Origin of the sequence: Rhizobium sp. BK529 (genome assembly GCF_014194105.1) — a bacterium.
Classification (GTDB): domain Bacteria; phylum Pseudomonadota; class Alphaproteobacteria; order Rhizobiales; family Rhizobiaceae; genus Rhizobium.
The window spans coordinates 217391-242966 of the sequence record NZ_JACIAU010000003.1 but is presented as its reverse complement, the minus strand read 5'-3'; the positions used below and the strand labels follow the sequence as shown (position 1 = coordinate 242966).

Sequence of the window (25576 nt, the reverse complement as noted above, 5' to 3'; positions counted from 1 at the left end):
CATTGGCAAGCGTTGCACGATGAGCAGTCAATCACACAACGATTAAAAAGCTGATGATTTCGCGGGCTCAATTTTGAGGTTGCTTGAAAAGCTTTTTGTAAACAATCAGGAGCAGTATCGGCGTGCTCAGGAGAAGACTGCGTGCCTGCTGATCCGTCTGTTAGATTATCCGCTCATAGAGCGACCTGGACTTCGTCCGGGTCGATATTGGTGCTGCTTGCCATCAGCGGCCTTGCAATTCTTGGGCTGGTGTTCTTGGCGGCCATCTGGGCCGGAGAGGAAAGCGACGCGGCTGCCCTCGATCGCCAGCGGCAACTCGTTGACGGCCGTCTCCACGACCAGCTCGAGCGTGTCTCGCAGGACATGCAGTTGATGGGTGCCGGCTATGCCTCCCTTCTCGTGGGGGATTCGGCAGCGGCCGGCGGCAGGAGCGAACGCGCAGGCGCAAGATCCGCTGCGACTTTCGGAAAAATCGCCACGACCGTGTTCGGCTACAACGCAGCCTTCCTCGTGACGCCGGAGGGCGAACTTGCCCTGCAGTCCGATTCTGAAACAAAGCGTCGCTTCAAATGGGTGCGGCCGCTGCTTCAGCCGATGATCCAGGAGCTGGAAGCAAAGCAGCATGGTGCACCGCAGGGTCCGAGTTCCGATCCGGAGCCCAGCCGGGTGGAACTGATGCGGCTTGAAGGTCGCCCGTCGGTCGCCGGCGTCGTTTCAGTTACCGGTTCTTCGGGCGGGGACGCCCAGCAAGGCAATCCTGGTGGCAGGCTCTACCTCGTGGCCTTGCGGTTCCTCGACGGTGTTACGCTCGATACGTTGAGCCGTGAACAGGGTCTGGCTGGTGCTCGCTATGCCCGCACTGCAGACCAGGAGAAAAATGAGGTAGCGTTTCAGATAGCGGCGACCGCAACCGGCGAGCCCATCGGCTTCATCATCTGGACGCCGGATCTGCCAGGTTCACGCGTCATCGGCCGACTTGTTCCGGTGCTTTCCATCGCCGGCCTCGTCATCGCCGGTCTCTTCTTCGCCTTGATGGGCCGTTTGCGCGCCAGCCTTCGAGACCTCAGTGCCAGCGAACACCACGCGCGCCATCTGTCGCTTCATGACGTGTTGACGGGCCTTCCGAACCGAGCGCTCTTTGCCGCGCGTTTCGAACAATGTCTTGCGGCAATGAAAGCCGCTGACAGACGCGCAGTCCTCGCGCTTGTCGATCTCGACAGGTTCAAGGAGGTGAACGACATCCACGGGCATCCCGCCGGCGACGAACTTCTGCGCTGCGTCGTCGATAGAATGAATGCCCTGATCAAATCAGGTGACACGCTTGCCCGCGTCGGCGGCGATGAGTTTGCCCTGCTCCTTCCGGATATCCGGAAGGGTGACGACGGCCACGTCGCGCTATGCAACGAAATTATCGAAGCCCTGAGCCGGCCATTCCAGCTTCGCGGAGGCGACATTGTCGTCCGCATAGGCTGTTCGATAGGCATTGCTGTCTTTCAGGATGCGACCCAGGCGATCAGCGAGATTTTGCGGCGCGCAGACGTCGCGCTCTACGAAGCCAAGACCAGCGGGCGCGGGCGCGTGATCGCCTATGATCCTTCCATGGATCACAGGGTCGAGGCACGTGAAAGCCTCAAGAACGATCTACGCCTGGTGCTGGAAGACCCGGAAAGCCTTCCGGCCCCCGCAGGCAATTTGCGCCCGGATGATCTCGGCCATCTGGAGGTCTTTTTTCAGGGCGTCCATCGCGCCGAGGCGCGCGGTGGCCTCTCTGGCGCCGAGGCCCTCGTCCGATGGCGCCACCCCACCCGGGGACTGCTATCGCCGAACAAATTCATTCCGATTGCCGAGGAGGCCGGCATGATCGACCAGTTGGGCGAATGGGTGCTCAGGAGCGCCGCGCGGGCAGCTGTGCGCTGGCCGGCCCACATGTCGGTCGCAGTCAATGTTTCGCCCTCGCAGATCAAGCATCGGGATTTCGACCGGCATGTGCTCTCCATTCTGGCGGAAACCGGCCTGCAACCATCGCGGCTGGAATTGGAGCTGACGGAAGCTGCGCTCTTCGACATCGATGAGAACGCACAGGCCACACTCGGCAAGCTTCGATCACAGGGGATCCGGATCGCGCTCGATGATTTCGGCACCGGCTTCTCGTCACTCAGCCACCTCATTCAGCTCAATATCGACCGGATCAAGATCGATCGGTCCTTCGTCCGCTTGCTTGGAACGCAAGCCGAGGGCGCAGCAATCGTCTCTGCCATATTGGGGCTCAGCCGCACGCTCGGCAAGGCGACGACGGCCGAGGGCGTCGAGACCGAAGGGCAGAGAGATTTTCTCGTCGCCGCTGGCTGCAACGACCTCCAGGGTTTCCTCTTCTCCCGCCCCATGCCACTTGCCGACTTCCTGTCGTCGTTGCGCTTGGCGGAAGCCGTGAGCCAGGCCCGCGGCTGACGATCTGCCCTCACTGCCGCCTGCCGATCAGCCACACGAGATAAGGCGCCGGCTTGGATGTGGCGATGGTCTATCGCAAGGGCGAAGGCTCGCCGGCGTCCCGCACCTTCATTGCCCGGCATCGCGAGCAGCTCACATCGTCAGGTGATAAAAGCCGCGAAACGCAATCGTCGGGCTGAACTCAGGCCTCATCCCACCGTCATGCGGGTTTCGGATGCGACGGCATCGATCGTCGGTCTGCGCGTCTCTGGTCGAAGATCAGATATGCCAGCGCGCAGATGAAGACGACCAGAAGCACCCATAGCTCGCTCGTATATGTGATCCAATGCTGGCCGACCCTAAGGCTCAGAACGCGATCCATCAAAAACATCAGTTCAACGCCGGATCCCGAGGGCAGGCCCACGATCCAGCCGAACGACGCGATCAGCGGGATGGACACGACCGCGGAAATGATCGCCGAGACAAACGCGCTGATGCCGGCAATCCGCCAGGGGAGCGTGAGCGCGCTGGCACGGTTCTCATCCTCTCCTTTCCAGAAGGAAAGGAAGATGACGAAGGCGAAGAGGAAAACCAGCGTCACGGGAAACCTGAAGGACAATATGCCAAGGGAAAAACCGGCAGCCCAGAAATTGAACCCTGCGAGAAGCACATCACGGGCTACAAGCAGCCACAGCAGAGAGGCAAGCGTCCACAAGACGCCCAATCCCGCACGCGCACATCGCCTGGCGACAAGTGTCAGCATCGCAATAGCATAGACGAACACCAGGATGATGCGGCCAAACAGGGCGAACACCAGCGCTGCCGCACCACACGTATCGGCCGCGCAGGCCGTCGTTTTCAAACCGGCATAAAGGAGAAACGGAAAACCGCCTATGAAAGCGATCAACAGGGCGGTGAACACGCTGCTATATGTTGCGAACTGTCTGCGCGTCATGGTTTCTCCATCGTCGGGAGAAGCTTGCCAGATGGCTCTTAAGGACGCGAGAACTAAATCGGTAAAATATGGCCGGCCGAGTGGCGCCGGTGACGACTGCTGGTGGACGGACACGTCACGACCGCAGCGATCGCCTGCCGAGGGAGACGTCTGGCAGCGAACGAGGCCATCAGGCCAGCGGCTTCTTGTCCGAACAATCGAGATTGGCTATATATCCAGATATAGGCATGGAGAACGCCATGGCCAATGCCGCTCAGAAGAAAGCCATCGACAAATACCGTAAACGCCTCACTCAACGCGGCTTCAAGCGGTTCGAGGTGATTGCCTTGGAGTCCGACAGAGAGTTGATCCGCTCCCTCGCCCGCCATCTGGCGGAAGACGGGCCGGAGGCGGAGGAAGCGCGTACGGCCCTGAAGGCACTGGTCGGCGCCGCCCCCCCCAAATCGGGTGGAATTCTGTCTGCCTTGCGCCGATCGCCGCTTGTCGGAGCCGATCTCGATCTGTCACGACCGCGTGAGGAAGGGCGCAAGGTCGATCTGTGACCCGATACCTTCTCGACACAAATATAATCAGCAACGTCATCAAACTGCGACCATCGGAATCGCTGCTGGCATGGTGGACAGCCCAGCGTGACGATGATTTGTTCATCGCCTCGCTGACGGTTGCGGAGATCCGCCGCGGCATCCTGGAAAGTCCTCGCGGCAAGAAGCGGGACGCCCTTGATGCCTGGTTCTCCGGCGCCGAGGGACCACCGGCGCTTTTTGCGGGCCGCATCTTGCCCTTCGACGACAAAGCGGGCTTGATTTGGGCGCGGCTGATGGCCGAAGGCAAGGCTGCCGGCAAGCCCCGCAGCGGCCTCGACATGATCATCGCCGCAGTGGCGGGCGCAAATGACTGCATCGTCGTGACTGATAATGAGCGGGATTTCGCTGGTATCGACTTCATCAATCCGGTGGGTATTTCGAGGTGATCCGCCGATATCGCGGCGGTCATCCATCCTGAAGTTGCCCGTCACGTAAGCTCCATTAACTGCGCATCTCAGGCTATGAGCCTAAACTCAGGGATACGATGCGGCCCTCGAGGTAAGGCCGCATCTCGCTTGTTGGATCGCATCAGCGGACGGATTTGAACGCTGCCCGCAGTTCCTCGGCGAAGAGCTGGGGCTGTTCCCAGGCCGCGAAATGACCGCCTTTTGCCACCTGATGATAGTAGTAGAGGGTCGGATAGGCCTGCCTGCTCCAGCTTTCGGGCGCCTTGTATATTTCCTTCGGGAAGACGGAGATGCCGACGGGGATCTTGATGTCCTGCGTCTTCTGGGCCTCGGCGCTGAAATTATTGTTGTTGTTTTCCCAATAGAAACGGGACGCCGAGGCGCCGGTATTCGTCAACCAGTACAACGTGATGTCGTTCAGCATCTCGTCCCTCGAAAGAACACGTTCCGGTACGCCGTCGCTGTCGCTCCACTGTGCAAACTTCTCGTAGATCCATGCCGCGAGGCCCGATGGAGAATCGGAGAGCGGGAAACCGATCGTCTGTGGCCGCGTCACCATCATAGCTCCATAGGCGGCATTGCGGCCGAAGAAGGTGCTGAGCGACTGGAACGCCTCCCGCTCAGGCGCCGAAAGCTCCGCCGGAGCGGGATCGCCGCTGTTGATCGCCTTGACGAGATTGCCCGGGATGGTCGCCGGCATGTTGAGATGGATGGCAAGCAGGCCCTTCGGCGCCTGGCGGGCGAGCGCGTCGGATATGACCGAACCATGATCACCGCCCTGAGAAACGTAATGCGTATAGCCGAGCCGCTTTACCAGCACGTCCCAGGCGCGCGCCGTCCGATCCGGTCCCCAGCCTCTTTCCGTGGGCTTTCCCGAGAAGCCGTAGCCGGGAATCGACGGAATGATGACGTCGAAAGCGTCTTCCGGACGACCTCCATAGGACACCGGATCGGTGAGAGGACCGATCGCCTTGACGAACTCGAACATCGATCCCGGCCAGCCGTGGGTCAGAAGCAAGGGCAACGCATTGGGGTTCTTGGACTTGACGTGGATGAACTCGATGTCGACCCCGTCGATCTTGGTGATGAACTGCGGCAGCGCATTAAGCTGCGCTTCGGCCTTTCGCCAGTCGTAGTCGGTGCCCCAATAGCGAACGAGCTCCTGAACCCGCGACAGCTGGATACCCTGGCTATCGTCGTCGACCGTCTCCTTGTCCGGCCAGCGCGTCTCGGCAATGCGCCGGCGCAGATCGTCGAGCTGTTCCTGCGGCACATGGAAATTGAAGGGACGGATGCTTTCATCTGTATTCGTGCCGGTCGAAGCAAGGCCGGCCCCGGTATCGGCGGCATGGGCCGGCAGCACGTATATGGCCGGGGCAAGCATCATCGAGCCGACCGCCAATGCGATCATTCGCTCGGCAAGAACGCGACGAGCAGGAGCCTTTTCGATCTTCGACATGGGACATTTCCTCTGTTCCGTCGCTTTCCGCGACATGAGTTGACGGGGAGGAAACTGAGGGATCCACGTATCCGGCATGTTTCGAAAACAGCGGGAAATTGTATGAAAGTGTAGAAAGAATTCCGGCGGCAGCTCGCAGAAAGTTCGAGAACGCGAGCACACTTCCGAGAACTTGCTTGTCGATGCTAACCGCTGTGCGAAGACTTTCTTTTCCGCAAGCTGAAATGCCTCCACGATCGTCGAGCAAACAGGACTCGGGTGGTCAGGAGGAATTGGCCGCGGCCAACTCTTCCCGACATGCTTCGACCGGACCTTCTCGGACGGTCAGCCGCCGGGCATGACCACGACCCTCCATGACAATTCCACGACACAATTGGAACAAGGATGGAAAGGCTTGTAACCGGCCTGACACCGGGGCGCTCTAAAGACGCGTCATGAACAATGCCTGCCGGCGGAAACGTGCTGCGGGCCTTACCGTGGAGCGCCGGCATGAAAATCGTCCAGATCACCGACACGCATTTCAGCCCGTCGATCCCGCATTTCAATGGCAATTGGCAGCCACTCGCCGAATGGATCAACGGCACCGGCGCCGATCTCGTCATCCATACCGGCGATCTCGCCGTCGATGGTGCCGACAAGGATGAAGACCTGACCTTCTGCATTGAGCTGATGCGACAGGTTTCGATCCCCATGCTGATCGTTCCCGGCAACCACGATGTCGGCCATCTGCCGGGTTCGCTTCAGCCGGTCGATGCAACAAGGCTCAATCGCTGGCGCAGCATCGTTGGGCCCGACTACTGGCTGGAAGATGCCGGTAACTGGCGCCTCATCGGCCTCGACAGCCTGCTGATGGGCATGGAGAACGACGAGCAGGAAGAGCAATTCGACTGGCTGGAAAAGGCGCTTGTCACGCGCGCCGGCCGGCGCGTCGCAATGTTTGCCCACAAGCCGCTCTTCGTCGACACGCCAGATGAAGGCGATACCGGCTATTGGAGCATTCGCCCGGCCCAGCGCCGGCGCCTCTACGATCTGATCGCCGTCCATGATGTCGCGCTTTATGCCAGCGGCCACCTGCATTGGGCCTGGAAGGGACGCTACAACGACACGTCGCTCGTCTGGGGTCCGGCCGCTTCCTTCATCATCGGTACGATGGAGCGCGAAATGTCGGGCGAAAAGCTGATCGGCGCTGTGCTTCACGACCTCGGCGACGAGGCTGCGAGCGAGATCGTGGTCGTTCCCGGCATGACGGCCCATGTGCTCGATGACGTCGTGGCCGAAGTCTATCCGCACGAGGCTCACAAGGTGCAGAAGGAGCCGGCGCAATGAGCGCGCTGTCGCTTTCGGCCATCAGCAAATCCTATGGCGACAGTGCCATCCTCAAGAATATTAGCCTCGACGTTCAGCCGGGCGAATTCATCGCGCTGGTCGGTCCCTCGGGGTGTGGCAAGAGCACGCTCTTGCGGATCCTTGCCGGCCTCGACCATGCCGATAGCGGCGAGATCGTCATTGGCGGACGGGAAATGTCCGATGTGGCCGCCGCCGACCGCAACATCGCCATGGTCTTCCAGTCCTACGCGCTCTATCCGCATCTGACCGCAGGGCAGAATATCGCCGTGCCGCTCGCCATGCGGCGCTTGAGCCGTGCGCAGCGCCTGCCCTTCCTCGGTCCGATCATGCCCGGCTACCGCGCCATTCGGACAGGGATTTCGCGCGATGTGCAGGAAATGGCCAAGGCGCTGAAGATCGACCATCTCTTGGATCGCAAGCCTGGCCAGATGTCTGGCGGCCAGCGGCAGCGCGTCGCACTTGCCCGCGCCATGGTGCGCCATCCGAGCGTCTTCCTGATGGACGAGCCGCTGTCGAACCTCGACGCCAATCTGCGCGTTCATGCCCGCGGCGAGATCGTCGAATTACATCGCCGCGCCGGTGTCCCGACGGTTTACGTCACCCACGATCAGGCCGAAGCGCTCTCCATGGCCGATCGTGTCGCCGTGATGATCGGCGGCCAGCTGCTGCAGCTTGCAGCACCCCAGGTCATCTATGACGATCCCGCCCATGTCGAGGTCGCCCGCTTCGTCGGCCAGCCACGCATCAATCTGCTGCCGGCACGCGTCGAGAATGGAGCGGTCGCTTTTGGCAATATCAGGCTGGCACTGGACGAACCGGCGTCATCCGGCCCCGACGTGACGATCGGTATCCGTCCGGAATTCATGCGGCTTGCCGCAGACGGCGAGATCTCGCTGCCCGCCCGTATCGAGCGCATGGAATTCCTCGGCTTCGAGGTGATCCTGTTCTGCCGGCTGAATGCAATTGGCGAGATCGTGCTTGCCAAGCTCGCGCCAACCGAAGCTGCGGGCCTTGCCGCCGGCACGGCCGTCGGGCTTTCCTTCGCCCCTGATAAGGCCATGGTCTTTGCGGCGGACGGACGCCGGCTTCCTGCCGCAGCCGTTGCGGCCAACGCCAGCAGGGAGAAGGCCCATGGCTAGTATCGCCGCAGGCGAGATTCGGCCGGTCGCTTCCTCCGTCCGGCATGAGCACCGCGAGGCGCGAACTGCTTGGTTGCTGGCCCTGCCAGCGATCGTCCTGATCATCCTCTTCGTGCTCTTGCCGATCGTCGCAGTTCTCGTTCTCGGCTTTACCGATTTCGAACTCGGCGTCGGCAAGATCCGCTTCGTCGGCTTCGAGAACTACGTCGAGCTCTTCACCGACCGCACCTTCCGCAAATCCCTATGGAACACGACGGTCTATACGGCGATTGTCGCACCCGTCTCGATCCTGCTCGGCCTCGGCGTCGCCATGCTGATCGAGAGCGAGGGCTGGGGAAAGAGCTTCTTTCGCACCGCCTACTTCCTGCCCGCCGTCTCGTTGATCGTCGCCATGGCGACCGTCTGGCAATATCTCTTTCACCCGACCATCGGCCCGCTCAATGCGCTGCTCGGTCTCGCAGGCCTGCCGAAACCAAACTGGCTCGGCTCTTCGGCGGCTGCGCTTTACAGCCTGTCGATCATCGGCGTGTGGCAGACGGTGGGATTCAACATGGTCTTGTTTCTCGCCGGCCTGACGGCGATCCCGCGCGAGCTTTATGCCGCCGCCGAGATCGACGGTGCCAAATCCTCGCTCGACCGCTTCTTCCTCGTCACCTGGCCGATGCTCGGGCCGACGGCGCTCTTCGTCACCACGATCAGCATCATCAATGCGGTGAAGACCTTCGAAACTGTGAAGACGCTAACCGATGGCGGTCCTAATCACGCCTCCGAAATCCTGCTCTTCACCATCTATCAGGAGGGTTTCGTCTACATGAAGGTCGGCTATGCCTCCGCCATGACGGTGGTCTTCCTCGCCATTCTCGTCGTCATGATGTTCCTGCAATACCGCTTCCTCGACCGGCGGGTGCACTATTCATGAAGACGAGCCCCCGCTTCACCCTCGGCCGGCTTATCCGCCTGGCGCTGCTCATCGTCGGCGCCGTCATTTTCCTCGCGCCCTACATTTTCATGATCTCGGCAGCGGGCAAGTCGCAGGACGATATCTTCACGGCGGCGCTGTCGCTGATCCCGACGCATTTCTTCTACGTGCAGAATTTTGCCAAGGCGCTCGACAAGGTGGCGATGGGCACATTGCTCTGGAACGGTCTTGTGGTCTGCACGCTGATCTTCGTCTTCCAGGTGCTGGTCGCAATCCCCTGCGCCTACGCCATGGCGAAGCTGAGATTCCGCGCCGCCCGGCTGATGATGGTTTTGGTCCTGCTCTGCCTGCTGGTGCCGATCCATGCGACGGCGCTGCCGCTCTATGTTGCCTTCGACAGCCTGTCGCTGCTCAACGGCTATACGGCGCTGGTCGCCCCCTTCACCATTTCGGTATTCGCGATCTTCCTGTTCCTGCAGTTCTTCCGCGCCATGCCTGACGATCTAATCCATGCCGCCCGTCTCGACGGCATGTCGGAGCTCGGCATCGTCTCGCGCGTCATCGTGCCGAATGCCTGGCCGGCAGTAACGGCCTTCGCGATCTTTTCGGTCGTCGCCCACTGGAACGACCTCTATTGGCCGCTGATCGTCATCTCGAAGCCAGGCTATGCCACTCCGCCGCTCGGCCTCATGAACTTCCGCGCCGCGGAAGCCGGCGACGATTACGGCGCGCTGATGGCCGCCACCATCATCATTACCATTCCCCTCGTTGCGGCCTTCCTGCTCGCACAGAAACGCTTCGTCGAGGGCATCACCATGACCGGTCTCAAAGGCTGACCGGTTAAACCCAGGAGAACGAGCGATGAAGCATTTCACCCAGTTCCTCGCAGCAGCGGCTCTGTCCGTGGCGGCAGCAATGCCGGCCCATGCCGAAACGACGCTGACGATCCACTACCCGATGCCGGGTTTCTTCAAGGACGTGATGGACACGATCTCGAAGAAGTTCATGGAAGAAAACCCTGATATCAAGATCCAGTTCGCCGCCCCCTCGGCAACCTATGAAGACGGCATCCAGCTGATCCTGCGTCAGGCCGGCACGTCCGAAATGCCCGACATCACCTTCATCGGCCTGAACCGCCTGCGCATGCTGAACGAGCGCAATGTCGCCATCGACATGACGCCGCTCGTCCAGAAAGAAGGCAATATGGCCGAGCAGGGCTTCTCGGATACGATCCTGAAGCTCGCGCAGGTCAACGGCAAGCAGGTTGGCCTGGCTTTCGCGACCTCCAACCCGATCATGTACTACAATGCCGATCTCGTGAAGGCAGCCGGCGGCAATCCGGATAGCCCGCCGAAGACCTGGGATCAAGTGATCGCGCTCGCCGGCAAGATCAAGGCACTCGGCAACGGCGTCGACGGCATGGACTTCCGCTGGCAGGGTGACGACTGGATGTTCTCCGCCCTCCTCTTCGGCGCCGGCGGGAAGATGCTGAGCGACGACGAGCAGAAGGTCGCCTTCAACGGTCCTGAAGGCCAGAAAGCCGTCGAACTGATCAGCCGCTTCGTCAAGGAAGGCGGCATGCCGGTCTTCACCAAGGCAGCCGGTGAACAGGCCTTCGCGGCCGGCAAAGTCGGCTTCGAATTCCAGACCACCGGCGCACTCGTCAACACGATCAAGAATGTCGGCACCAAGTTCGATCTGCGCACCGCCCAAATCCCGCTGATCGATCCCGACAAAGGCCATCTGCCGACCGGCGGCAATGCCGTCGTCATCCTCACCAAGGATGCAGACAAGCAGGCAGCCGCCTGGAAGTTCGCCAAGTTCGCGGCCGGCCCCTATGGCGCCTCGGTCGTCGTTCCCGGCACCGGCTACGTTCCGAACAACGAACTTGCCGCCAAGTCGGCCGAATATCTCGGCGACTTCTATAAGAAGAACCCACTCTTCCAGGCGGGCCTCAGCCAGATGCCGCGCATGATCCCGTGGTATGCCTTCCCGGGCACCAACGGCGTCAAGGTCACCCAGACGATCGTCGACAACCTGTCGCGCATCGTCGACGGTTCGGCCGAGCCGAAGGAAGCCCTCGACGACGCAGCCTCCGACGTCGAAGGCATGCTGCCGCGCAGCTAATTGCAGAAACTGACGTCGCAGGCTAGGCCGCCCGCGGCGTCGATCCGGAACCGCCGCATCCCTCGGGTGCGGCGGTTTCGTCTTTTCCGAGGTTGCGGACCGTGCCGCCCGCATGCAGCGCGTGGGACAATTCCAGATGCCGCAGCGGCGCGTCGTTTTCGACGATATCCAGCAGCAGCGAAGCGGCTGTCGCGCCCATGCTGAGGTCGGGCATTTCGATCGATGTCAGCGTCGGATTGATGAGCTTGCCGATGGCGATGCCGTCGAAACCGGCAACGGAGACATCGTCGGGCACACGCAGGCCCTCGCGGTGGATAGCGCCAATGACGCCGAGCGCGATCAGATCGTTCGAGCCGATGATTGCGGTCGGCGCAAAGGCGCGCAGCGCCTCGCCGAGATCCATCTGGTCGTAGCCGCTGACGAAGGAGACCTCTACGGCTTCGAGCGGCGCGACACCGGCCGCCTCCATGGTCTGCAGATAGCCGCGGTAGCGCAGAAGCGCACGATCCGAGGCCTTGAAGCTGCCGGAGACGTAAAGGATGCGCCGGTGCCCCATCGACAAGAGATATTCGGTGAGATGGCAGCCTGCCGCGTAGTTGTTGACGGTAACGGCAGCCGGGAACCGCGGAGACGGCGGATTGCCGAGCAGCACGGTGGGCGGCAGTTCCTGTGCCAAAACCGGGCTGGTGAGGGCATCGCAGACGGTGAGGATCAGTCCCGTCGGCCGCTCGCTCAAAAGCCCGGCCACGGCGTCTGCTTCCTGGTCTGGATCGTAATTGGACTGGGCGATCAGAACGCTATGGCCGGCAACCAGCATTCGGTTCTGGATACCCGACAGCGACGAGGCAAAGACCGGATTGGTAACGCTCGGCACCAGCACACCGATGACCGGCCGGCGGCCGCTGCGCGTCGACGGCACCGCCGCACGATAGCCGACCTCGGCCGCAGCACGGCGCACGCGAAGGGCGGCAGCCTGGCTGACCGGACCGCTGAGGTTCAGCACCCGGCTTGCCGTTGCCATCGAACATCCGGCTCTCAGCGCGACCTGTTTCAACGTCGTCATCGGCGTCCTGTCCGTTTCCGTCGAAGTTCGCAGGCTATTACAGCCGGCGTGTCATAGAAAGATGACGGCCGGGAACGGGTTCTAGTGTCAGCTGCGCTTGGCCTGACGGCCGAGAATCTGACGCACGCCGTCCTTCGTGAAGGGTTGCGTCAATTGGCTGAGAAAGCCGGGAGCGATCTGGCCCTTGATGCCGATATCCGTCGACGACGGCCGGTCCGGATTGAAATAGGTGCCGAACAGCTGGTCGAAGAGCACGATGTTCTCGCCGTAATTCGTGTTGCCCTCGCGGAGATCCTTCGAATGGTGCCAGCGGTGAAGCCTGGGCGTCGAGAAGACGAGGTCGAAAAGGCCCGTGCGCATATCGACATTGCAATGGGTCAGGATGCCGATGAAGGCCGTGACCGCACCGAGCCACCAGAAGGCCTGCAGCGGCGCGCCGAGCAGATAGAGCGGGATCTGGCTCAGCGCCACCTTGAAGAGGGAATCGATGACATGGAAGCGCCCTGTATTGATGACCCAGAGGCGGGTGACGCTGTGATGCAGGGCATGAAAGCGCCAGAAATACAAGCGCTCATGGGCGATGCGATGTGCCCAGTAGAGGCCGAACTCGGCTATGATGACAGCGAGAGAAGCCTGGAAAAACATCGGCCAATGTGACGGCCAGAGGCTGAACTGCATCGCCGCGATCGGCTGCAGCAGGCGGGCGGCGACCATTGGAAACATGACGCCCGCGAGCGCTGCAAGCTCGACCAGCCCCTTGGTCAAAACCGTATGGGCAATATCATTCGCCGTCTCGCCATCCGGCTCGAGCCAGCGCTCTTCATAGGGAATGATGCGCTCGAGCAGAAAGAGCAGAGCCACCGCGCCCACATAGACGGCGCCGAATGCGACCAACGGATAATGGCCGGAGAAGGCGAAATGGGCGCCTGCCAAGCCGAAGAAAAACACCAATGGCCAAGACAGGTACGCAAGAGCACGTTTATTGGCTGCGGCGGCTTTCGGCATCAATGTCATGTCCCCTCAGGAGCTCTCCGGGCTTCAAGCCAATCGCCCATTCTTGCCGAATCGCCCCCTAGCCGTCGCGCGCGGAACGATCCGGTGATGCCTTCGGCCCGGTGTTTGCGCCAGTCATGCCATTGATCAGGACGGTCGGCAATCGCTTGCGTCGCGGAACGATGTGGCTAGGCTGTGGATGGAGGATTGCAAGGGCATTGCGTGCAGTTGTCGATTTCGGTTCGTGCCGTAAAGCCCTGATCGAGGATGGCTCTGCAAAGTTTGAGTTGACCGCTTTCGATGGTGAGGCGACAGTTGCAATCTGCGGCAGGGCAGGAGGAAAACGATGGACGAGCGAGACGGCTGGCGCCACATGGCCAGCGCACCGAAAGACGGCAGCCGGATCCTGGTGACGATTCGCGCGTCCGAACAGGGGCCGGCAGAAGTCGACCTCGCATATTGGTCGAATGGCGATCAGTTCGGTGGAGAAGGCTGGCGTGCCTCCGATTCCTCGCCCGGGCACATCATCGAATATGCCGAGCCGGAACTGAAGTGCTGGATGCCGATGCCCTCGGCCAATCTCAATCGCGCCTCGATGCCCTCGCCCTGGGAAGGCGACGACGATCAGCAGCTCGACGGGTCAGGGATTTGAGTACCCGCTCCCTCGTATAACGCCGATCCTAGTGCGGCTGACAGACAAGGCGTCCGCGGATAAGATGATCTTGACTTGACTATACCTTGCCAAGATCTTCGTAGTCGGCATGCAGGGCCCAATCGGCCTGGCAGAACCGCTCTTTGGCGAAATTGTGCTGGTGCCAATAGGGATAGACATAAGGCAGACGGCTGACCTCATTGAGCCGCTTGAGCTCGTTTTCCTCCAGGCTCACCTCGGCGGCTGCGATATTGTCCTTGAAATGCTTTTCGGAAAGTCCGCCGACAACGAGGGAGGCGATAGCCGGACGCGAAAGCGTCCACGCTAAGGCGACCTGCGCCGCCGTGATCCCGCGCTCGCTTGCGATCGCGTCCAACACATCGATGATGTTCCAGAGCCGCTCTTGGTCGCGGATTGGCGGCTCGCTCCAACCGGCCGACTGGCGGGAGGTTTCGGGCGACCTGTCTCGACCGAAGGCCCCGGAAAGAAGGCCGGCGGCGAGCGGGCTCCAGACCATCACCCCCAATCCCTGGTCGACGGAGATCGGTAAAAGCTCGTATTCGGCCTCGCGGGCCTCCAGCGTATAATGGATCTGCTGGGTGACGAACCGCGGATAATTCTTGATCTCCGCGACATGCAGAGCCTTCATGATGTGCCAGCCCGAATAGTTCGAGCAGCCGATATAGCGGACCTTGCCCTGGCGCACGAGCGTATCGAGGGCCGACAGCATCTCTTCGACGGGCGTCAGCCCATCCCATTCATGCATGAAATAAATATCGATGTGATCGGTGCGCAGTCTCTTGAGGCTGCGTTCGCATTCGCGGATCAGGTGATAGCGTGACACGCCCTCATCATTCGGTCCGTCGCCGATGCGCATGCGCGCTTTGGACGAAATCAGCACCTTGTCGCGTCGCCCATCCAGGACTTCGCCGAGGATCTCTTCCGATCGCCCAAGCGAATACATGTTGGACGTGTCGAAGAGATTGACGCCGCCATCGATACAGGCATCGACGAGATGCTGCGCTTCCTTCACACCCTGTCGGGCGACCATGGCGAAATCACCTTCGCCGCCGAACGAGAAGGTGCCCATGCTGATCGCCGAGACCTTCAATCCCGAATGGCCAAGTGTCCTGTACTGCATAACGATCCTCCGAAAGTCCTTTGCGCGATTGTCGCTCGTCTGCCGGTCAGCTGGAATGAGATGCGAGTTCCCGTGCCACATGGGCGATGCCGAGCTGCGGGCTGGTCAGAAAGGGCACTGGCGGGGAGGCAAGCGAGACCAGCGACTGGGTCATCGATGCCTGCGCAAGGACGATGATATCAACCTCGCGTGCAAGCTGGTTGAAGCCTTCCACCACCATGCGATCGTGGGCGGCACGATCGCCGCTTGAAAGCCGCGCGAAGGCGCCGTCGCAAAGGACTTCGGTGAGCGTGCAATCCCTGCCGGCCGCAGCCGCAGCATTCCGGATTGCCGTTCCGGTCGGCTCGAGGGTCGTCGGCAATGTCGCAAGGACGCCAATCCGGTTGGCGATCGTCACCGCCTCGTTGGCCATGCCCTGATCGATGCGAAACAGCGGAACAGATGACAGGCTCACGATATCGTCGACCGCATTACCGAGCGTCGAACAGGTCACGACAACGGCATCCGCGCCGGCTGCGGCCGCCGAGAAAATGTAATTCGCCAGGCGCTGCCTGGTCTGCTGTGACAATGCGCCTTCTCGCAGCGTGTTCTGCAACAGGCTTTCGTCGACGATGTTGAATGACGACCACGTGGGAAGGGCGGCGGCCACGAGCGGCTGAAAAACAGCCGGCAGCGAAACGACCGTATGTATCAGCGCCAGGGCCGGCATCACTTTCTCCACGATAGTTGTACATGCTTGCCGATGACCGGCAACTTCGGATGACGAGCCACCCGGATCCCGAGCGGCTCCTGCAGCAAGCCGGTTTAGGCCGAGGCGAATTCAGCCATCGATTCGATCAGCAAGAAGCCGACCGTGGCACCCGCGTCCTGCAGCCCGACCGTCTTTTGCTGGAAAGCTGCTGCCTTGCCATGCTGAGCAACCATCGCCTTAGTGCCTTCGAGGGCGGCCTCGGCTGCAGCCTTTGCGGATGTCAGCGCCTGGTTCAGCGATGTCCCTGCTGCTGCTTCTGCCTCAAGCGTGGTCGCGATCGGATCGAGGACATCGAGAATCGTCTTGTCACCCACCTTCGCCTTACCCCGCTCCGCCACGCCATCGCGAAACGCACGCCAGAAGGCTGCAAGCTCGACTGTTCCCAACCTGTCGGCCGCCTCAACCGCCTTGGCTCCCCGCAGGAAACCCGTCGCGGTCAGCGTCCCCATTGTCGACGGGGCGGTCCTTGCCATGATCGCGCCGGCACTGCGCAAGAGCTTGGCGATGCCGGCCGCCTCGCCCTCGGATGCGACAGTATCGGCAGCAGCGCTGAAGGCCTTGCTCATGGTGATCCCGAGATCGCTGTCGCCGACTTTGCCGTCGAGCGAAATGAGATAGTCACGCTGCTCTACAAAGAGACCCTTCCACGTCTCGAACAGGCGGATCAGGTCGGCGGGCTTGATGGCATCCATGGTGCACCTCATGCGGAATAGTGCTTGAAGAAGGGCGTATTGGCCGGCGCGCCGATCAGAGGGTCGAGTTCGTCATCGAGATGAAGGATCGAGACGGACGCGCCTGCCATTTCCATCGAGGTCGCGAATTCGCCGACGAATACATGTTTGGCGGTAACGCCGCGTTCGCCAAGAAGCTGGGAGACCCGGCGGAAGAGGATATAGAGTTCCTCCATCGGCGTGCCGCCGAGGCCGTTGACCAGGACAGCGACTTTGTCGCCTCTCTTATAGTCCTGCTCGGCGAAGATGCGCTCCATCATTTCATCGATCACGGCATCGGCCGAGGCGAGCTTTTTGCGGCTGATGCCCGGCTCGCCATGGATGCCCATGCCGATTTCCATCTCGTCCTCGCCGATCGAGAAGGTCGCATGGCCGATCTCGGGCACCACGCAGCTCGAAAGCGCGACACCCATGGTCCGGGTGTGAAGCCGCGCCTTGTCGGCGATCCGCGACACTTCGTCGAGGGACAGGCCCTTGGCAGCCGCAGCACCGGCGGCCTTGTAGATGAAGAAGATGCCGGCGACACCGCGCCGCTTTTGCTCCTCGCCCACGATAGACGAAGCCACGTCGTCATTGCCGACGACCTGGCGGACCTTGATATCCTCGAGATCGGCGAGTTCGGCAGCCATGTCGAAATTGATGATATCACCGCTGTAGTTGCCGTAGATGTAGAGAACGCCCGCACCCTGGTCGATCGCCTTGGTGACCTGCAGCATCTGCTCGGCGCTCGGTGACTGGAAGACACCGCCGACGGCAGCCCCGTCCAGCATGCCGTCGCCGACATAGCCGAGAAACAGCGGAAGGTGGCCGGATCCGCCGCCGGTGGCGATACCGACCTTGCCCGGCTTTAGTCTTGATGTAACGAGACATCTCTTGTCGTCTGCGACATAGGTGACCTGCGGATGGGCTGCATAGATCCCTTCCAGCATCTCATCGACGAAAGTGACTGGCTCGTTCAGGAATTTTTTCATGGGTTCCTCTCGGGATCTGGTTCTATCGGTTTTTCTGTCGGGTTACGAAGAAGGCGGCAGCAAGCAGGATGAAGACGCCGACGACGAGGCGCTGCCATGTGCTCGGAATGCCGACCATGACCAGCACGCTGTTGATGACGACGACGAGCAGAACACCGAGAATGGTGCCAAGCACTGTGCCGGTTCCGCCGGTGATCTTCGCGCCGCCGAGCACGACGGCCGCGATGACGTTGATCTCGGTGCCGACGAGATCGAAGGGATTGGCCTGGCGATTGGCGCAAACATGGATGATGCCGGCAAGGCCTGCGAGCGCACCGGCATAGCCGAACAGGAAGATGTGGATCGTCTTGAGATCATAGCCGAGGCGGCTGGCGATATCGGCGTTACCGCCGACGGCGAAAATGGCGCGCCCCATCAACGTCCGGTTCAGAATGAACCAGGTCAGGATGGCGGCGACGGGCAGGACCAGGAAGTAGGCCGGCAAGGTGATCGTCGCACCATTGGCTGCCTCGAACTGGAAAAGTGGCAGTCGCCCGAAGGCTCCCATCTGCGGCGGCAGCGACATGATCCAGACCGTGCCGATGAAGGAGAGCAGGATACCGCGGAAGAGATATTGCGTGCCGATCGTCACGATCAGCGACGGCACGGCAAGGTGATGGACGAGCAGACCGTTGACGATTCCGAGCAGTGCTCCACCTGCGATCGACATCAAGAGCACGAGCGCGATCGGGATGCCCGGCAGATGGCTTTGGACGAGAACCGTCATCGAATACATCGTGAAGGCGGCAATGGCGGTGAAGGACACATCGATGCCGCCGGCAGCCAGGATGATGAAGACGCCGAGTGCAAAAAGACCCATGACGACACTTGCACGGCCGATGTCGATCAGCGTCGATGGCTGCAAGAAGGCGGGATTGATCACTGCGACAGTGATGCAGATTGCCACCAGCAATATGAAGGTGATGGTTTCCGGCCGTCGCCGGATCAATCCGCCAAGGCCGAGGGAGCGGCTATGCGCCGGGCTCTCCTGCAGTGCTTCGGTGCGTGATGCAGTCATTGAACGGTCTCCGGATTGGATGCCAGCATGGCCCTGTAGAGGTCGTCTTCGCTCGCGGATGCGGCGTCGAAGGTGGCCACGATGCGGCCGCCGTTCATCACCTGGATGCGGTCGGCATTCTGCAGGAGTTCCGGCAGATCGTCGCTGACGATGATCAGCCCCATGCCGGCTTCAGCCAATTGCTGAATGGCGCGGTAGATCGTGTCCTTAGAGCCGACATCGACACCCACGGTCGGGCCGTGCAGCACCAGAAGCTTCGGGGCAATGGAAAGCCAGCGGCCGATCAGCACGCGCTGCTGGTTGCCGCCCGATAACGCCCCGACCGGGAGGTCGAGATCCCTCGTATTAAGGCGCATGTCGTCAGACAGTTTCGCGGCCAGGCGGCGACCTTCGTGCTTGTCGACAATGCCGAAAGCGTTGCTGAGCTTGGCAACAACCAGGGCGATCTCGTTTTCCAGGATCGACTTGTTGAGGAAGAGGCCTTCGGCCAGCCGGTCTTCAGGGACGTAGCCGATCCCCTGTGCGATCGCATCGGCCGGACGGCGGACCGTCAATTGCTTGCCGGCAAGCGTCATTGTGCCGGAGGTCGCCGGCTGCACGCCTGTGATGGCCATGGCGAGTTGGTTACGGCCAGAATCGGCAAGACCCGTAATGCCGAGGATCTCGCCCCTGCGAAGCGTAAGGCTGACGCCATGAAGACCGGGGGCCGCAAGACGATCGAGCTTGAAGAGTTCATCTTCTACCGGATTTGCCGTGCGATAGCGCTGCGCGTCGATCGAGCGGCCGGTCATCAGTTCGGCGAGTTGCTTCTTGCTATATGTCGCAATCGGGCCCTGAGCGACGCATTGGCCGTCGCGAAAGACGATCGCCTGGCCGCCGATGCGGTAACATTCGTCGAGCTTGTGGGTGACGAAGAGCACGGCGACATTCTCCGAGCGCAGCCGTTCGACAACGCGGATCAGATTGTCGACTTCGCGCCGGGTCAGCGAGGTCGTCGGTTCGTCCATGATGACGAGCTTGGCGCGCGTTGCGATGGCGCGCGCGATTGCCACGAGCTGGCGAGCGGCGAGCGGCAGATCGGACACGATGGTGTTCAGGAAGGCGCGGTCGGTCGGAAGACCGACGGTCGCCAGCGCCTTTTCGGCTGTCTCACGCAGCCGGGTTCTGTCGAACAGTCTGGCAAGCCTGCCGCAAGCACTGACAAGCTGCTCGTTCAGCGCAACGTTCTCGGCCACCGTGAGGTTCGGAATCAGCGACAGGTCCTGATAGACCGTCTCGATGCCGGCAGCGAGCGACTGGATTGGTGAGAGCGACGTAAGGATCTTGCCGTCGAGCACGATCTCGCCCTCACTTGGCGGATGTGCCCCGGACATGATCTTGATCACGGTACTCTTGCCGCAACCATTCTCGCCGAGCAGATGATAGGCCTCACCCAAATCAAGCGCCAGGTCGATGCCACGAAGCGCGTGCACGCCACCAAACCGCTTATGGATGTTGCGCAGCTCCAGAAATCGGCGGCCGGCGCCGCCAGTAGTCAATTCGTCCGTCATCTCGTCTGCATCCTTCCAACATCATCGTGCGCAAACGCACGGCAGTCGCGGCCGGAACAGCCCCACGCGGTGCTGTTCCGGCCGGTCCTGGGAGAATGTCTAGAAGAGGTGTTCCTTGTAGTTGGCCTTGTCAGCCAGAACCATGCCGTTACCGACCACGAGTAGTCCTGTTCCCGGACCCTTCTTGACCGACACCTTGGAATAGCCCTCGACGCCAAGATCCATGCCGTCGGTGACTTCCTTCTTTTCAAGAAGCAGCTTGGCGATCGCGTTCATCGCCATGCCGGCCTTCTGCGGATCCCAGAAGCCGATTGCCGTAATGGCGCCGGATTCCAGGAGATCGGCAGACGGGTTCGGCAGACCGGTGCCGACAAGGCACACCTTGCCGCTGAGGCCCGCTTCGTCGATTGCGCGACCGACACCGAGCACGTCGTTGCCGGCAGAGGTCTGGAAGCCCTTGATGTCGGGGTGCTTGCGCAGGATTTCCTTGGCCTTCTCATATGTGGCATTCGCATCGTCGAAAGACTCGTTGTTCGGATCGACGAGCTGCATCTCAGGATATTGCTTGGCGTTTTCTTCGCCGGCACCGACCCATTGCATATGCGTGCGGCTGCCGAGCGAGCCGACGAAAGTCGTCCATTTGCCCTTGTTGCCCATGCATTGTGCCAGGCGCGCGTTGAGAGCTTTGCCGTAATCGGCATTGTCGAAGGCTTCGACATCGACATTGGTATTCGACTGGTTATCGGCTTCGTGGGTGACCACGACGATACCGCGATCGATCGCGCGCTTTAATGTTCCTTCAAGCACGGCAGGGTCCATCGGCACGACGGCGAGTGCATTGACGCCCTTCGCGATAAGGTCCTGGATGATCTGGAGCTGCTGAGCAGCATCGGCCGTTGCCGGACCGCTCTGGGTCGCGACCACATCGGCATTCGCCTTCTGGAACGCTTCGACACCGGTGTTCATGCGATCGAACCACGGGATGCCGCTGATCTTGACGACGGTCGCGATGACCGGCTTGTCTTGCGCCGCCAACGTGCCGGCGAAAACGCCCACCAGGGATGCTGCAATCGCCGAACCGGCAAGAAGCTTCTTCACGTTGTTTGTCATGTTTTCCTCCTCAGTATTATTCCCTCAATCCTCATCTTCCGGTGCTCGAGGGAGTGGCACCCGAATTGCTGGACGCCCGCCGCCTGGGGGCGATGAAGCCTGTCAGGTCGTAGCGACCGACGGCAAGAAAGGCCAAGAGCAGCGCGCCCCAGGCGAGGTCACGCACGAAGTTGGACAGGCCACCGAAGTTCAGCAGGCTCGACATCAACTGCAGCGCAATGGCGCTGAGGACGACGCAGACGACGCGCCCATAACCGCCTTCCGGCCGCACGCCGGCCATCACCGCAATCAGGATGGCGATCAGCAGATAGGAGCTTCCATAGTCGAACTTCACATTGACGTTGCGCGCGGCAATGATGACGCCCGCAAGACCTGACAATGTGCCGCTCACTGCATAAGTGGCGATCAACACGCCGGTCTTCGGAAAACCCGCGTAAACGGCAGCCTTTTGGTTGGTGCCGAGCAACATCAGCCAAAGTCCATAAGGCGTGAATTTCAGGGCGGCTGCAATGAGCCCGGCCACGAGAATGAAGATCACGAAGCTGATCGGAACACCCGCGATCATATCGTTGCCGAGGCTCGACAGGAGGTCCGGACTGCCGACGGTCACAGCCTTGCCGCCCGACACCACGACGGCAAGACCGGTAAACGCCATCTGCGTGCCAAGCGTGCACAGGATGGGCGTGATGTTGAGCTTTGATATGAAGAGCCCGTTGACGAGGCCGCCGGCAAGGCCGGCAAGTAGCGCGACCAGGATGAAGGCGAGGCTGTAAGCTGCCTGATTGTCCGTGCTTGAAATCACCGATGAGACGATCACCGCCGAAACAACGCCCGAGAGGTTGGCGAGCGCAATGCCGGAGAGGTCGATGCCACCGTTGCCGGCGCACATCGCCAGCATGACGCCGATCGCCAGGAGACCGATCTCCGGCAACTGGCTCGCCATCGATTGAATGTTGAACAGCGAGAGGAAAGAGCCCCCCGAGATCACCGCGCCAGCAATGAGCAGTGCCGCGTTGATAACGAGCAGCATCGTCAGCTGGGCTCCAGTCCTCCGCATGGTCTCCTCCTACCACGTTTAGTAAACATAACGCCTATTCACTAAATGATTGAACGAAGCTTTTCCCGTGTCAAGGGCGTAATCGCGGTAATTTTATCGTTGCGGACACGAGATTTTTGGCATAGGCGTTGAAGATCAAAGTCCGACGTTTACTAAACGCTTTTGCTGACGCCCCTTTTGAAAGCTATCTGCAGCCATGAAGAAGAAGCTCACCATCCGGGATATTGCCGCCCAGGCGGGTGTCTCGCCGGCGACCGTCTCGCTGGTGTTAAACGGCAAGGGCGAGATTACCAGCGAGACGAGGACACGGGTTCTAGAAGCGGTCGCCCGCCTGGAATACACGCCCCGTGCGGCGAAGACCGCCACGGATGACACTGAGACCCTGCGCTTCCTCAAGATCGCCAAGCACGGACATACCGTTAACCGCGATCATAGCGTGTTCATTTCCGATTATATCGACGGAATGTCCTTGGAGGCGAGCAGGCGCAAGTACAAGCTCGAGGTGGTGAGCTTCGAGGGCCAACCCATCAGCCAGATCGCCGAAAGCCTGACCGGCTCTGCTGTAAGCGGGGTCATCGCGCTCGGGACGGAACTGTCCGAGCAGGACATTCGCCTGATCCAGGCGGTCGGTCTGCCGACGGTCTTCATCGACACCTATTACGACGTAATAGACGCCAATTTCGTCGACATGAACAACGAGGATGCGGTCTTCAAGGTCTTGTCCCGCTTCAAGCAGTCGGGATTCGAACGCATCGGCTTTGTTGCCAGCTATGTCGAAACGACGAACTTCAAGCTGCGCCGCGATGCCTATTTCAAGAATATGGCGCGCCTCGGTTTAACGCCACGTGACGAAGACGTGTTGTCGATCGAATCGACCTACGAAGGCGCTTACAGCGATATGGTGGAACTGCTGCGCTCAGGAATCGATCTGGCGCCGTGCTATTTCTGCACGAATGACGTCATAGCTTATGGCGTGATCCGTGCGCTGAGAGAATTTAATGTTCGCATCCCGCAGGAGGTTTCAGTCATCGGTTTCGACAACCTGCCGCAGAGCGCGACCATGGAACCGTCGCTGACGACGATAGAGGTTTCCAAGCGCAAGATCGGCAATCTGGCGGTTACTGTCCTCGACGACATAGTCAAATCCTCTGACCGCCAACCTCCGGTCAAAGTCCTGGTCGGCGCGGAACTGATCGTGCGCGCGAGCGACGTACCGCCTCCCGTTCCTTCAGCCAAAACCGGTTCGAAATCGAAAATCAAAGTGCCTGCAGTCTAGCCTCGAGGCAGGCCGATCTCCGCGAATGACGCGATATTCCAGAATTGACGGCCGCCGCCGCTCCACTCTTGCCTAACAGCAGGCGCACAATGCGTGCCGAGGCCGTAGCCAGATCACGAAATACATGATCGCCGGGATTCGGCGGCTGGCCGAGCGTCACGCTGTTGACGTGACTCGCGCCGGACCATATCGGCGCGTTACAAAAGGCGCCGGAGGAACTTTTTTGTCTGCCGTTATTTAATCAGCATGATCAAATCCATGCTCGTCAGCGGCTTCATATGGCTCGCAATCTACGGTGCCGGGAACGCCCAGCAACTTGCGGCCGAGACTATTAACAACGCTTCGATCGGCGACATCTCTCCGGTCCCCTCTACAGGAAAATCGGCGACGCCTGATCCGGCAATCATCCATCTTCAGGTTCTGCTTGATCGCGCCGGCTCGTCACCCGGCGTGATCGACGGCATTTACGGTGACAATGTCCTCAAGGCGATCGCTGGCTTCGAGATCATGCGGGGTCTCCCGGTCGACGGCAAAGTCGATCCGCAGATGCTGTCTCTGCTGCAGGACGACAAACAGGTGATCGGTGCCTATGTCATTACGCCGAACGATACCTCCGATCTCGTCGAGAGCATTCCAAGAGATTATGCCAAGCAAGCTAAGATGAAACATCTTGGCTACACGAGCGTTGCCGAGCGGGTGGCTGAGCGCTTTCATATGGACATAGACCTTTTGAAGACATTGAACCCACGTGCCCGGTTCTCTCCCGGCGAAACGATTGCGGTTGCGGTCGTTGGCGCGCCACAAACGGGGACGGTCAAGCGCATCGAGGCCCGCCGGAAGACCGGTCAGGTCCTGGCCTTTGCTGACGACGGATCTGTTCGCGCAGTCTATCCGGCGACCATCGGCAGCGAGGACAACCCTTCGCCGACAGGTCAGCACAAGGTCAACGGCGTCGCACGTAATCCCAAATACATCTACAACCCCAGGATCAATTTTCAGCAGGGCCATAACAAAAAGCTACTGAAGCTGCCGAGCGGCCCCAACAACCCCGTTGGCACCGTCTGGATAGATCTCTCAGAGCCCACCTACGGTATCCACGGAACACCGGAACCTTCGCTGATCGACAAGGCTGGTTCCCATGGCTGCGTACGGCTGACCAATTGGGATGTCGAGGAACTTGCCGGCATGGTGAAGCCCGGCGTTATCGTCGATTTCGTCGACTAACCGATGCTACAGTTCAACCGCGGCGATGGCTGCCGATCATGCCTTCAAGGGCAGGGCCTCCTGCACGGGCAACTGCCATCAGAGCCGCTTCTCCGCCGCCGTCGCGGGCAAGCAGCGACATGCCGTTCTGCAGTGTGGCGAAGAAGACGGCAGCGGCCTCGCAGTCGAAGGCGGCAGCGAGCTCGCCTTCGCTGACGGCCCGCTCGAATCTTTTCTTAAGCTGGCTGATATTCTCGGCCCGGCGAAGGCGCAGATCCTCGCCGATTGCTTCGATTTCGCTGGCGGCCGGATTGGAGCCGAGCACGATCATGCAGCCAGCCGGCTGATCCGGACGGCTATAGGCGCGGGCGGTATTGAGGAGGAAGCCTTCGATCGCTGCGGCAATCGTCTCACCCTCATCGAGCGCGGCCCAGATCTCGTTGTTGACCGTCGCCTGATAGAGGTCGAGTGCTTCGGTAAAGAGCGCCTCCTTGGAGCCGAAGGCGGCATAGAGGCTGGGCGGCGCGATGCCCATGGCCTGCGTCAGATCGCTCATCGAGGTCTCTTCGAAACCCTTTTGCCAGAAGAGATGCATGGCGCGCGACAGCGCCTGCTGCCGGTCGAAGCTTCTCGGGCGTCCGCGTTCGCTCATCTGGG

At 60.8% G+C, this 25576-nt stretch carries 24 protein-coding genes; 11 read left to right on the top strand and 13 right to left on the bottom strand.

Translation table 11 applies throughout. The annotated features are described in order from the left end of the window. Window positions 1–141: 141 nt before the first annotated feature. Window positions 142–2448 carry a bifunctional diguanylate cyclase/phosphodiesterase gene (locus FHX08_RS21090; protein ID WP_132656531.1) on the top strand — a complete coding sequence of 769 codons (2307 nt, stop codon included), beginning with the start codon at window positions 142–144 and terminating at the stop codon, window positions 2446–2448. Window positions 2449–2647: 199 nt separating this feature from the next. Here the strand turns inward: FHX08_RS21090 and FHX08_RS21085 are convergent, their stop codons facing one another. Then, complete coding sequence (locus tag FHX08_RS21085) at window positions 2648–3382, bottom strand: hypothetical protein (RefSeq protein ID WP_132656530.1); 735 nt, start codon at window positions 3380–3382, stop codon at window positions 2648–2650. 239 nt (window positions 3383–3621) lie between these two features. Here FHX08_RS21085 and FHX08_RS21080 point away from each other — a divergent pair, with 239 nt between their 5' ends. Further along, window positions 3622–3924, top strand: coding sequence for a hypothetical protein (locus tag FHX08_RS21080; protein WP_132656529.1), 303 nt, complete (start codon window positions 3622–3624; stop codon window positions 3922–3924). Further along, window positions 3921–4352 (top strand): PIN domain-containing protein, encoded by a 432-nt coding sequence (locus FHX08_RS21075; protein ID WP_132656527.1) that lies wholly within the window; start codon window positions 3921–3923, stop codon window positions 4350–4352. The genes FHX08_RS21080 and FHX08_RS21075 overlap by 4 nt, the downstream gene beginning before the upstream one ends. 142 nt (window positions 4353–4494) lie before the next feature. Here FHX08_RS21075 and FHX08_RS21070 read toward each other — a convergent pair whose 3' ends face one another. Next, a complete protein-coding gene (locus FHX08_RS21070) occupies window positions 4495–5832 on the bottom strand; it encodes an epoxide hydrolase family protein (protein ID WP_132656525.1) in 1338 nt (445 codons plus the stop codon). 489 nt (window positions 5833–6321) lie between these two features. Here FHX08_RS21070 and FHX08_RS21065 point away from each other — a divergent pair, with 489 nt between their 5' ends. Genes FHX08_RS21065 through FHX08_RS21045 form a run of 5 tightly spaced genes read left to right on the top strand, consistent with a single transcriptional unit; the run spans window position 6322 to window position 11364 of the window. After that, the gene (locus FHX08_RS21065; protein WP_132656523.1) at window positions 6322–7158 is read left to right on the top strand and encodes a metallophosphoesterase family protein; all 837 of its coding nucleotides are present in this window, start codon (window positions 6322–6324) and stop codon (window positions 7156–7158) included. After that, entirely contained in the window at window positions 7155–8318 is a 1164-nt protein-coding gene (locus tag FHX08_RS21060; protein WP_132656521.1) for an ABC transporter ATP-binding protein, read from the top strand. Before FHX08_RS21065 ends, FHX08_RS21060 begins: the two co-directional genes overlap by 4 nt. Next, window positions 8311–9237 (top strand): carbohydrate ABC transporter permease, encoded by a 927-nt coding sequence (locus tag FHX08_RS21055; RefSeq protein WP_132656519.1) that lies wholly within the window; start codon window positions 8311–8313, stop codon window positions 9235–9237. Before FHX08_RS21060 ends, FHX08_RS21055 begins: the two co-directional genes overlap by 8 nt. Continuing rightward, window positions 9234–10073: a carbohydrate ABC transporter permease gene (locus tag FHX08_RS21050; RefSeq protein WP_132656517.1), complete on the top strand. Its 840-nt coding sequence runs from the start codon at window positions 9234–9236 to the stop codon at window positions 10071–10073. The genes FHX08_RS21055 and FHX08_RS21050 overlap by 4 nt, the downstream gene beginning before the upstream one ends. A 25-nt stretch (window positions 10074–10098) precedes the next feature. Then, window positions 10099–11364 carry an ABC transporter substrate-binding protein gene (locus FHX08_RS21045; RefSeq protein ID WP_132656515.1) on the top strand — a complete coding sequence of 422 codons (1266 nt, stop codon included), beginning with the start codon at window positions 10099–10101 and terminating at the stop codon, window positions 11362–11364. 22 nt (window positions 11365–11386) lie between these two features. On the opposite strand, the gene FHX08_RS21040 is transcribed toward FHX08_RS21045, so the two are convergent. Together FHX08_RS21040 and FHX08_RS21035 are read right to left on the bottom strand one after the other, a co-directional pair. Next, the gene (locus FHX08_RS21040; RefSeq protein ID WP_132656513.1) at window positions 11387–12427 is read right to left on the bottom strand and encodes a substrate-binding domain-containing protein; all 1041 of its coding nucleotides are present in this window, start codon (window positions 12425–12427) and stop codon (window positions 11387–11389) included. 87 nt (window positions 12428–12514) lie between these two features. Next, on the bottom strand, window positions 12515–13432 hold the full coding sequence (locus FHX08_RS21035; protein ID WP_132656837.1) for a sterol desaturase family protein: 918 nt from the start codon (window positions 13430–13432) through the stop codon (window positions 12515–12517). A 334-nt stretch (window positions 13433–13766) separates the two neighbouring features. Between FHX08_RS21035 and FHX08_RS21030 the strand changes: the two genes are divergently transcribed. Then, window positions 13767–14072 (top strand): hypothetical protein, encoded by a 306-nt coding sequence (locus FHX08_RS21030; protein WP_132656511.1) that lies wholly within the window; start codon window positions 13767–13769, stop codon window positions 14070–14072. A 79-nt stretch (window positions 14073–14151) separates the two neighbouring features. Here the strand turns inward: FHX08_RS21030 and FHX08_RS21025 are convergent, their stop codons facing one another. The 8 genes from FHX08_RS21025 to FHX08_RS20990 form a co-directional block, all read right to left on the bottom strand. Further along, complete coding sequence (locus FHX08_RS21025) at window positions 14152–15213, bottom strand: aldo/keto reductase (protein ID WP_184327612.1); 1062 nt, start codon at window positions 15211–15213, stop codon at window positions 14152–14154. 46 nt (window positions 15214–15259) lie between these two features. Continuing rightward, window positions 15260–15922: an aspartate/glutamate racemase family protein gene (locus FHX08_RS21020; RefSeq protein ID WP_132656507.1), complete on the bottom strand. Its 663-nt coding sequence runs from the start codon at window positions 15920–15922 to the stop codon at window positions 15260–15262. 95 nt (window positions 15923–16017) lie between these two features. Next, window positions 16018–16656: a dihydroxyacetone kinase subunit L gene (locus FHX08_RS21015; RefSeq protein WP_132656505.1), complete on the bottom strand. Its 639-nt coding sequence runs from the start codon at window positions 16654–16656 to the stop codon at window positions 16018–16020. Between the two features lie 8 nt (window positions 16657–16664). Then, window positions 16665–17666, bottom strand: a complete 1002-nt coding sequence (locus tag FHX08_RS21010; protein ID WP_132656503.1) for a dihydroxyacetone kinase subunit DhaK — start codon at window positions 17664–17666, stop codon at window positions 16665–16667. 22 nt (window positions 17667–17688) lie between these two features. Beyond that, window positions 17689–18723: an ABC transporter permease gene (locus FHX08_RS21005; protein ID WP_132656501.1), complete on the bottom strand. Its 1035-nt coding sequence runs from the start codon at window positions 18721–18723 to the stop codon at window positions 17689–17691. Beyond that, window positions 18720–20273 (bottom strand): sugar ABC transporter ATP-binding protein, encoded by a 1554-nt coding sequence (locus FHX08_RS21000; protein WP_132656499.1) that lies wholly within the window; start codon window positions 20271–20273, stop codon window positions 18720–18722. The genes FHX08_RS21005 and FHX08_RS21000 overlap by 4 nt, the downstream gene beginning before the upstream one ends. Before the next feature lie 99 nt (window positions 20274–20372). Continuing rightward, window positions 20373–21383, bottom strand: a complete 1011-nt coding sequence (locus FHX08_RS20995; protein WP_132656497.1) for a substrate-binding domain-containing protein — start codon at window positions 21381–21383, stop codon at window positions 20373–20375. A gap of 31 nt (window positions 21384–21414) precedes the next feature. Continuing rightward, the gene (locus tag FHX08_RS20990; RefSeq protein WP_132656495.1) at window positions 21415–22440 is read right to left on the bottom strand and encodes an ABC transporter permease; all 1026 of its coding nucleotides are present in this window, start codon (window positions 22438–22440) and stop codon (window positions 21415–21417) included. Between the two features lie 196 nt (window positions 22441–22636). On the opposite strand from FHX08_RS20990, the gene FHX08_RS20985 reads away from it, so the two are divergent. After that, window positions 22637–23716 carry a LacI family DNA-binding transcriptional regulator gene (locus tag FHX08_RS20985; protein ID WP_132656493.1) on the top strand — a complete coding sequence of 360 codons (1080 nt, stop codon included), beginning with the start codon at window positions 22637–22639 and terminating at the stop codon, window positions 23714–23716. A gap of 246 nt (window positions 23717–23962) precedes the next feature. Next, window positions 23963–24940: a L,D-transpeptidase gene (locus FHX08_RS20980; protein ID WP_132656491.1), complete on the top strand. Its 978-nt coding sequence runs from the start codon at window positions 23963–23965 to the stop codon at window positions 24938–24940. A 13-nt stretch (window positions 24941–24953) separates the two neighbouring features. Here the strand turns inward: FHX08_RS20980 and FHX08_RS20975 are convergent, their stop codons facing one another. Next, window positions 24954–25571 carry a TetR/AcrR family transcriptional regulator gene (locus tag FHX08_RS20975; protein WP_132656489.1) on the bottom strand — a complete coding sequence of 206 codons (618 nt, stop codon included), beginning with the start codon at window positions 25569–25571 and terminating at the stop codon, window positions 24954–24956. Between the last annotated feature and the right edge of the window lie 5 nt (window positions 25572–25576).

What these genes read in the sequence shown, in the direction of transcription:
- FHX08_RS21015 (WP_132656505.1), bottom strand. Translation starts at nt 16,656, where the DNA reads ATGGATGCCATCAAGCCCGCCGACCTGATCCGCCTGTTCGAGACGTGG.
- FHX08_RS21025 (WP_184327612.1), bottom strand. Translation starts at nt 15,213, where the DNA reads ATGCAGTACAGGACACTTGGCCATTCGGGATTGAAGGTCTCGGCGATC.
- FHX08_RS21000 (WP_132656499.1), bottom strand. Translation starts at nt 20,273, where the DNA reads ATGACGGACGAATTGACTACTGGCGGCGCCGGCCGCCGATTTCTGGAG.
- FHX08_RS21035 (WP_132656837.1), bottom strand. Translation starts at nt 13,432, where the DNA reads ATGCCGAAAGCCGCCGCAGCCAATAAACGTGCTCTTGCGTACCTGTCT.
- FHX08_RS20985 (WP_132656493.1), top strand. Translation starts at nt 22,637, where the DNA reads ATGAAGAAGAAGCTCACCATCCGGGATATTGCCGCCCAGGCGGGTGTC.
- FHX08_RS21055 (WP_132656519.1), top strand. Translation starts at nt 8,311, where the DNA reads ATGGCTAGTATCGCCGCAGGCGAGATTCGGCCGGTCGCTTCCTCCGTC.
- FHX08_RS21030 (WP_132656511.1), top strand. Translation starts at nt 13,767, where the DNA reads ATGGACGAGCGAGACGGCTGGCGCCACATGGCCAGCGCACCGAAAGAC.
- FHX08_RS21080 (WP_132656529.1), top strand. Translation starts at nt 3,622, where the DNA reads ATGGCCAATGCCGCTCAGAAGAAAGCCATCGACAAATACCGTAAACGC.
- FHX08_RS21045 (WP_132656515.1), top strand. Translation starts at nt 10,099, where the DNA reads ATGAAGCATTTCACCCAGTTCCTCGCAGCAGCGGCTCTGTCCGTGGCG.
- FHX08_RS21020 (WP_132656507.1), bottom strand. Translation starts at nt 15,922, where the DNA reads ATGCCGGCCCTGGCGCTGATACATACGGTCGTTTCGCTGCCGGCTGTT.
- FHX08_RS20980 (WP_132656491.1), top strand. Translation starts at nt 23,963, where the DNA reads ATGATCAAATCCATGCTCGTCAGCGGCTTCATATGGCTCGCAATCTAC.
- FHX08_RS21010 (WP_132656503.1), bottom strand. Translation starts at nt 17,666, where the DNA reads ATGAAAAAATTCCTGAACGAGCCAGTCACTTTCGTCGATGAGATGCTG.
- FHX08_RS20975 (WP_132656489.1), bottom strand. Translation starts at nt 25,571, where the DNA reads ATGAGCGAACGCGGACGCCCGAGAAGCTTCGACCGGCAGCAGGCGCTG.
- FHX08_RS21060 (WP_132656521.1), top strand. Translation starts at nt 7,155, where the DNA reads ATGAGCGCGCTGTCGCTTTCGGCCATCAGCAAATCCTATGGCGACAGT.
- FHX08_RS21040 (WP_132656513.1), bottom strand. Translation starts at nt 12,427, where the DNA reads ATGACGACGTTGAAACAGGTCGCGCTGAGAGCCGGATGTTCGATGGCA.
- FHX08_RS21085 (WP_132656530.1), bottom strand. Translation starts at nt 3,382, where the DNA reads ATGACGCGCAGACAGTTCGCAACATATAGCAGCGTGTTCACCGCCCTG.
- FHX08_RS21065 (WP_132656523.1), top strand. Translation starts at nt 6,322, where the DNA reads ATGAAAATCGTCCAGATCACCGACACGCATTTCAGCCCGTCGATCCCG.
- FHX08_RS20995 (WP_132656497.1), bottom strand. Translation starts at nt 21,383, where the DNA reads ATGACAAACAACGTGAAGAAGCTTCTTGCCGGTTCGGCGATTGCAGCA.
- FHX08_RS21050 (WP_132656517.1), top strand. Translation starts at nt 9,234, where the DNA reads ATGAAGACGAGCCCCCGCTTCACCCTCGGCCGGCTTATCCGCCTGGCG.
- FHX08_RS20990 (WP_132656495.1), bottom strand. Translation starts at nt 22,440, where the DNA reads ATGCGGAGGACTGGAGCCCAGCTGACGATGCTGCTCGTTATCAACGCG.
- FHX08_RS21005 (WP_132656501.1), bottom strand. Translation starts at nt 18,723, where the DNA reads ATGACTGCATCACGCACCGAAGCACTGCAGGAGAGCCCGGCGCATAGC.
- FHX08_RS21070 (WP_132656525.1), bottom strand. Translation starts at nt 5,832, where the DNA reads ATGTCGAAGATCGAAAAGGCTCCTGCTCGTCGCGTTCTTGCCGAGCGA.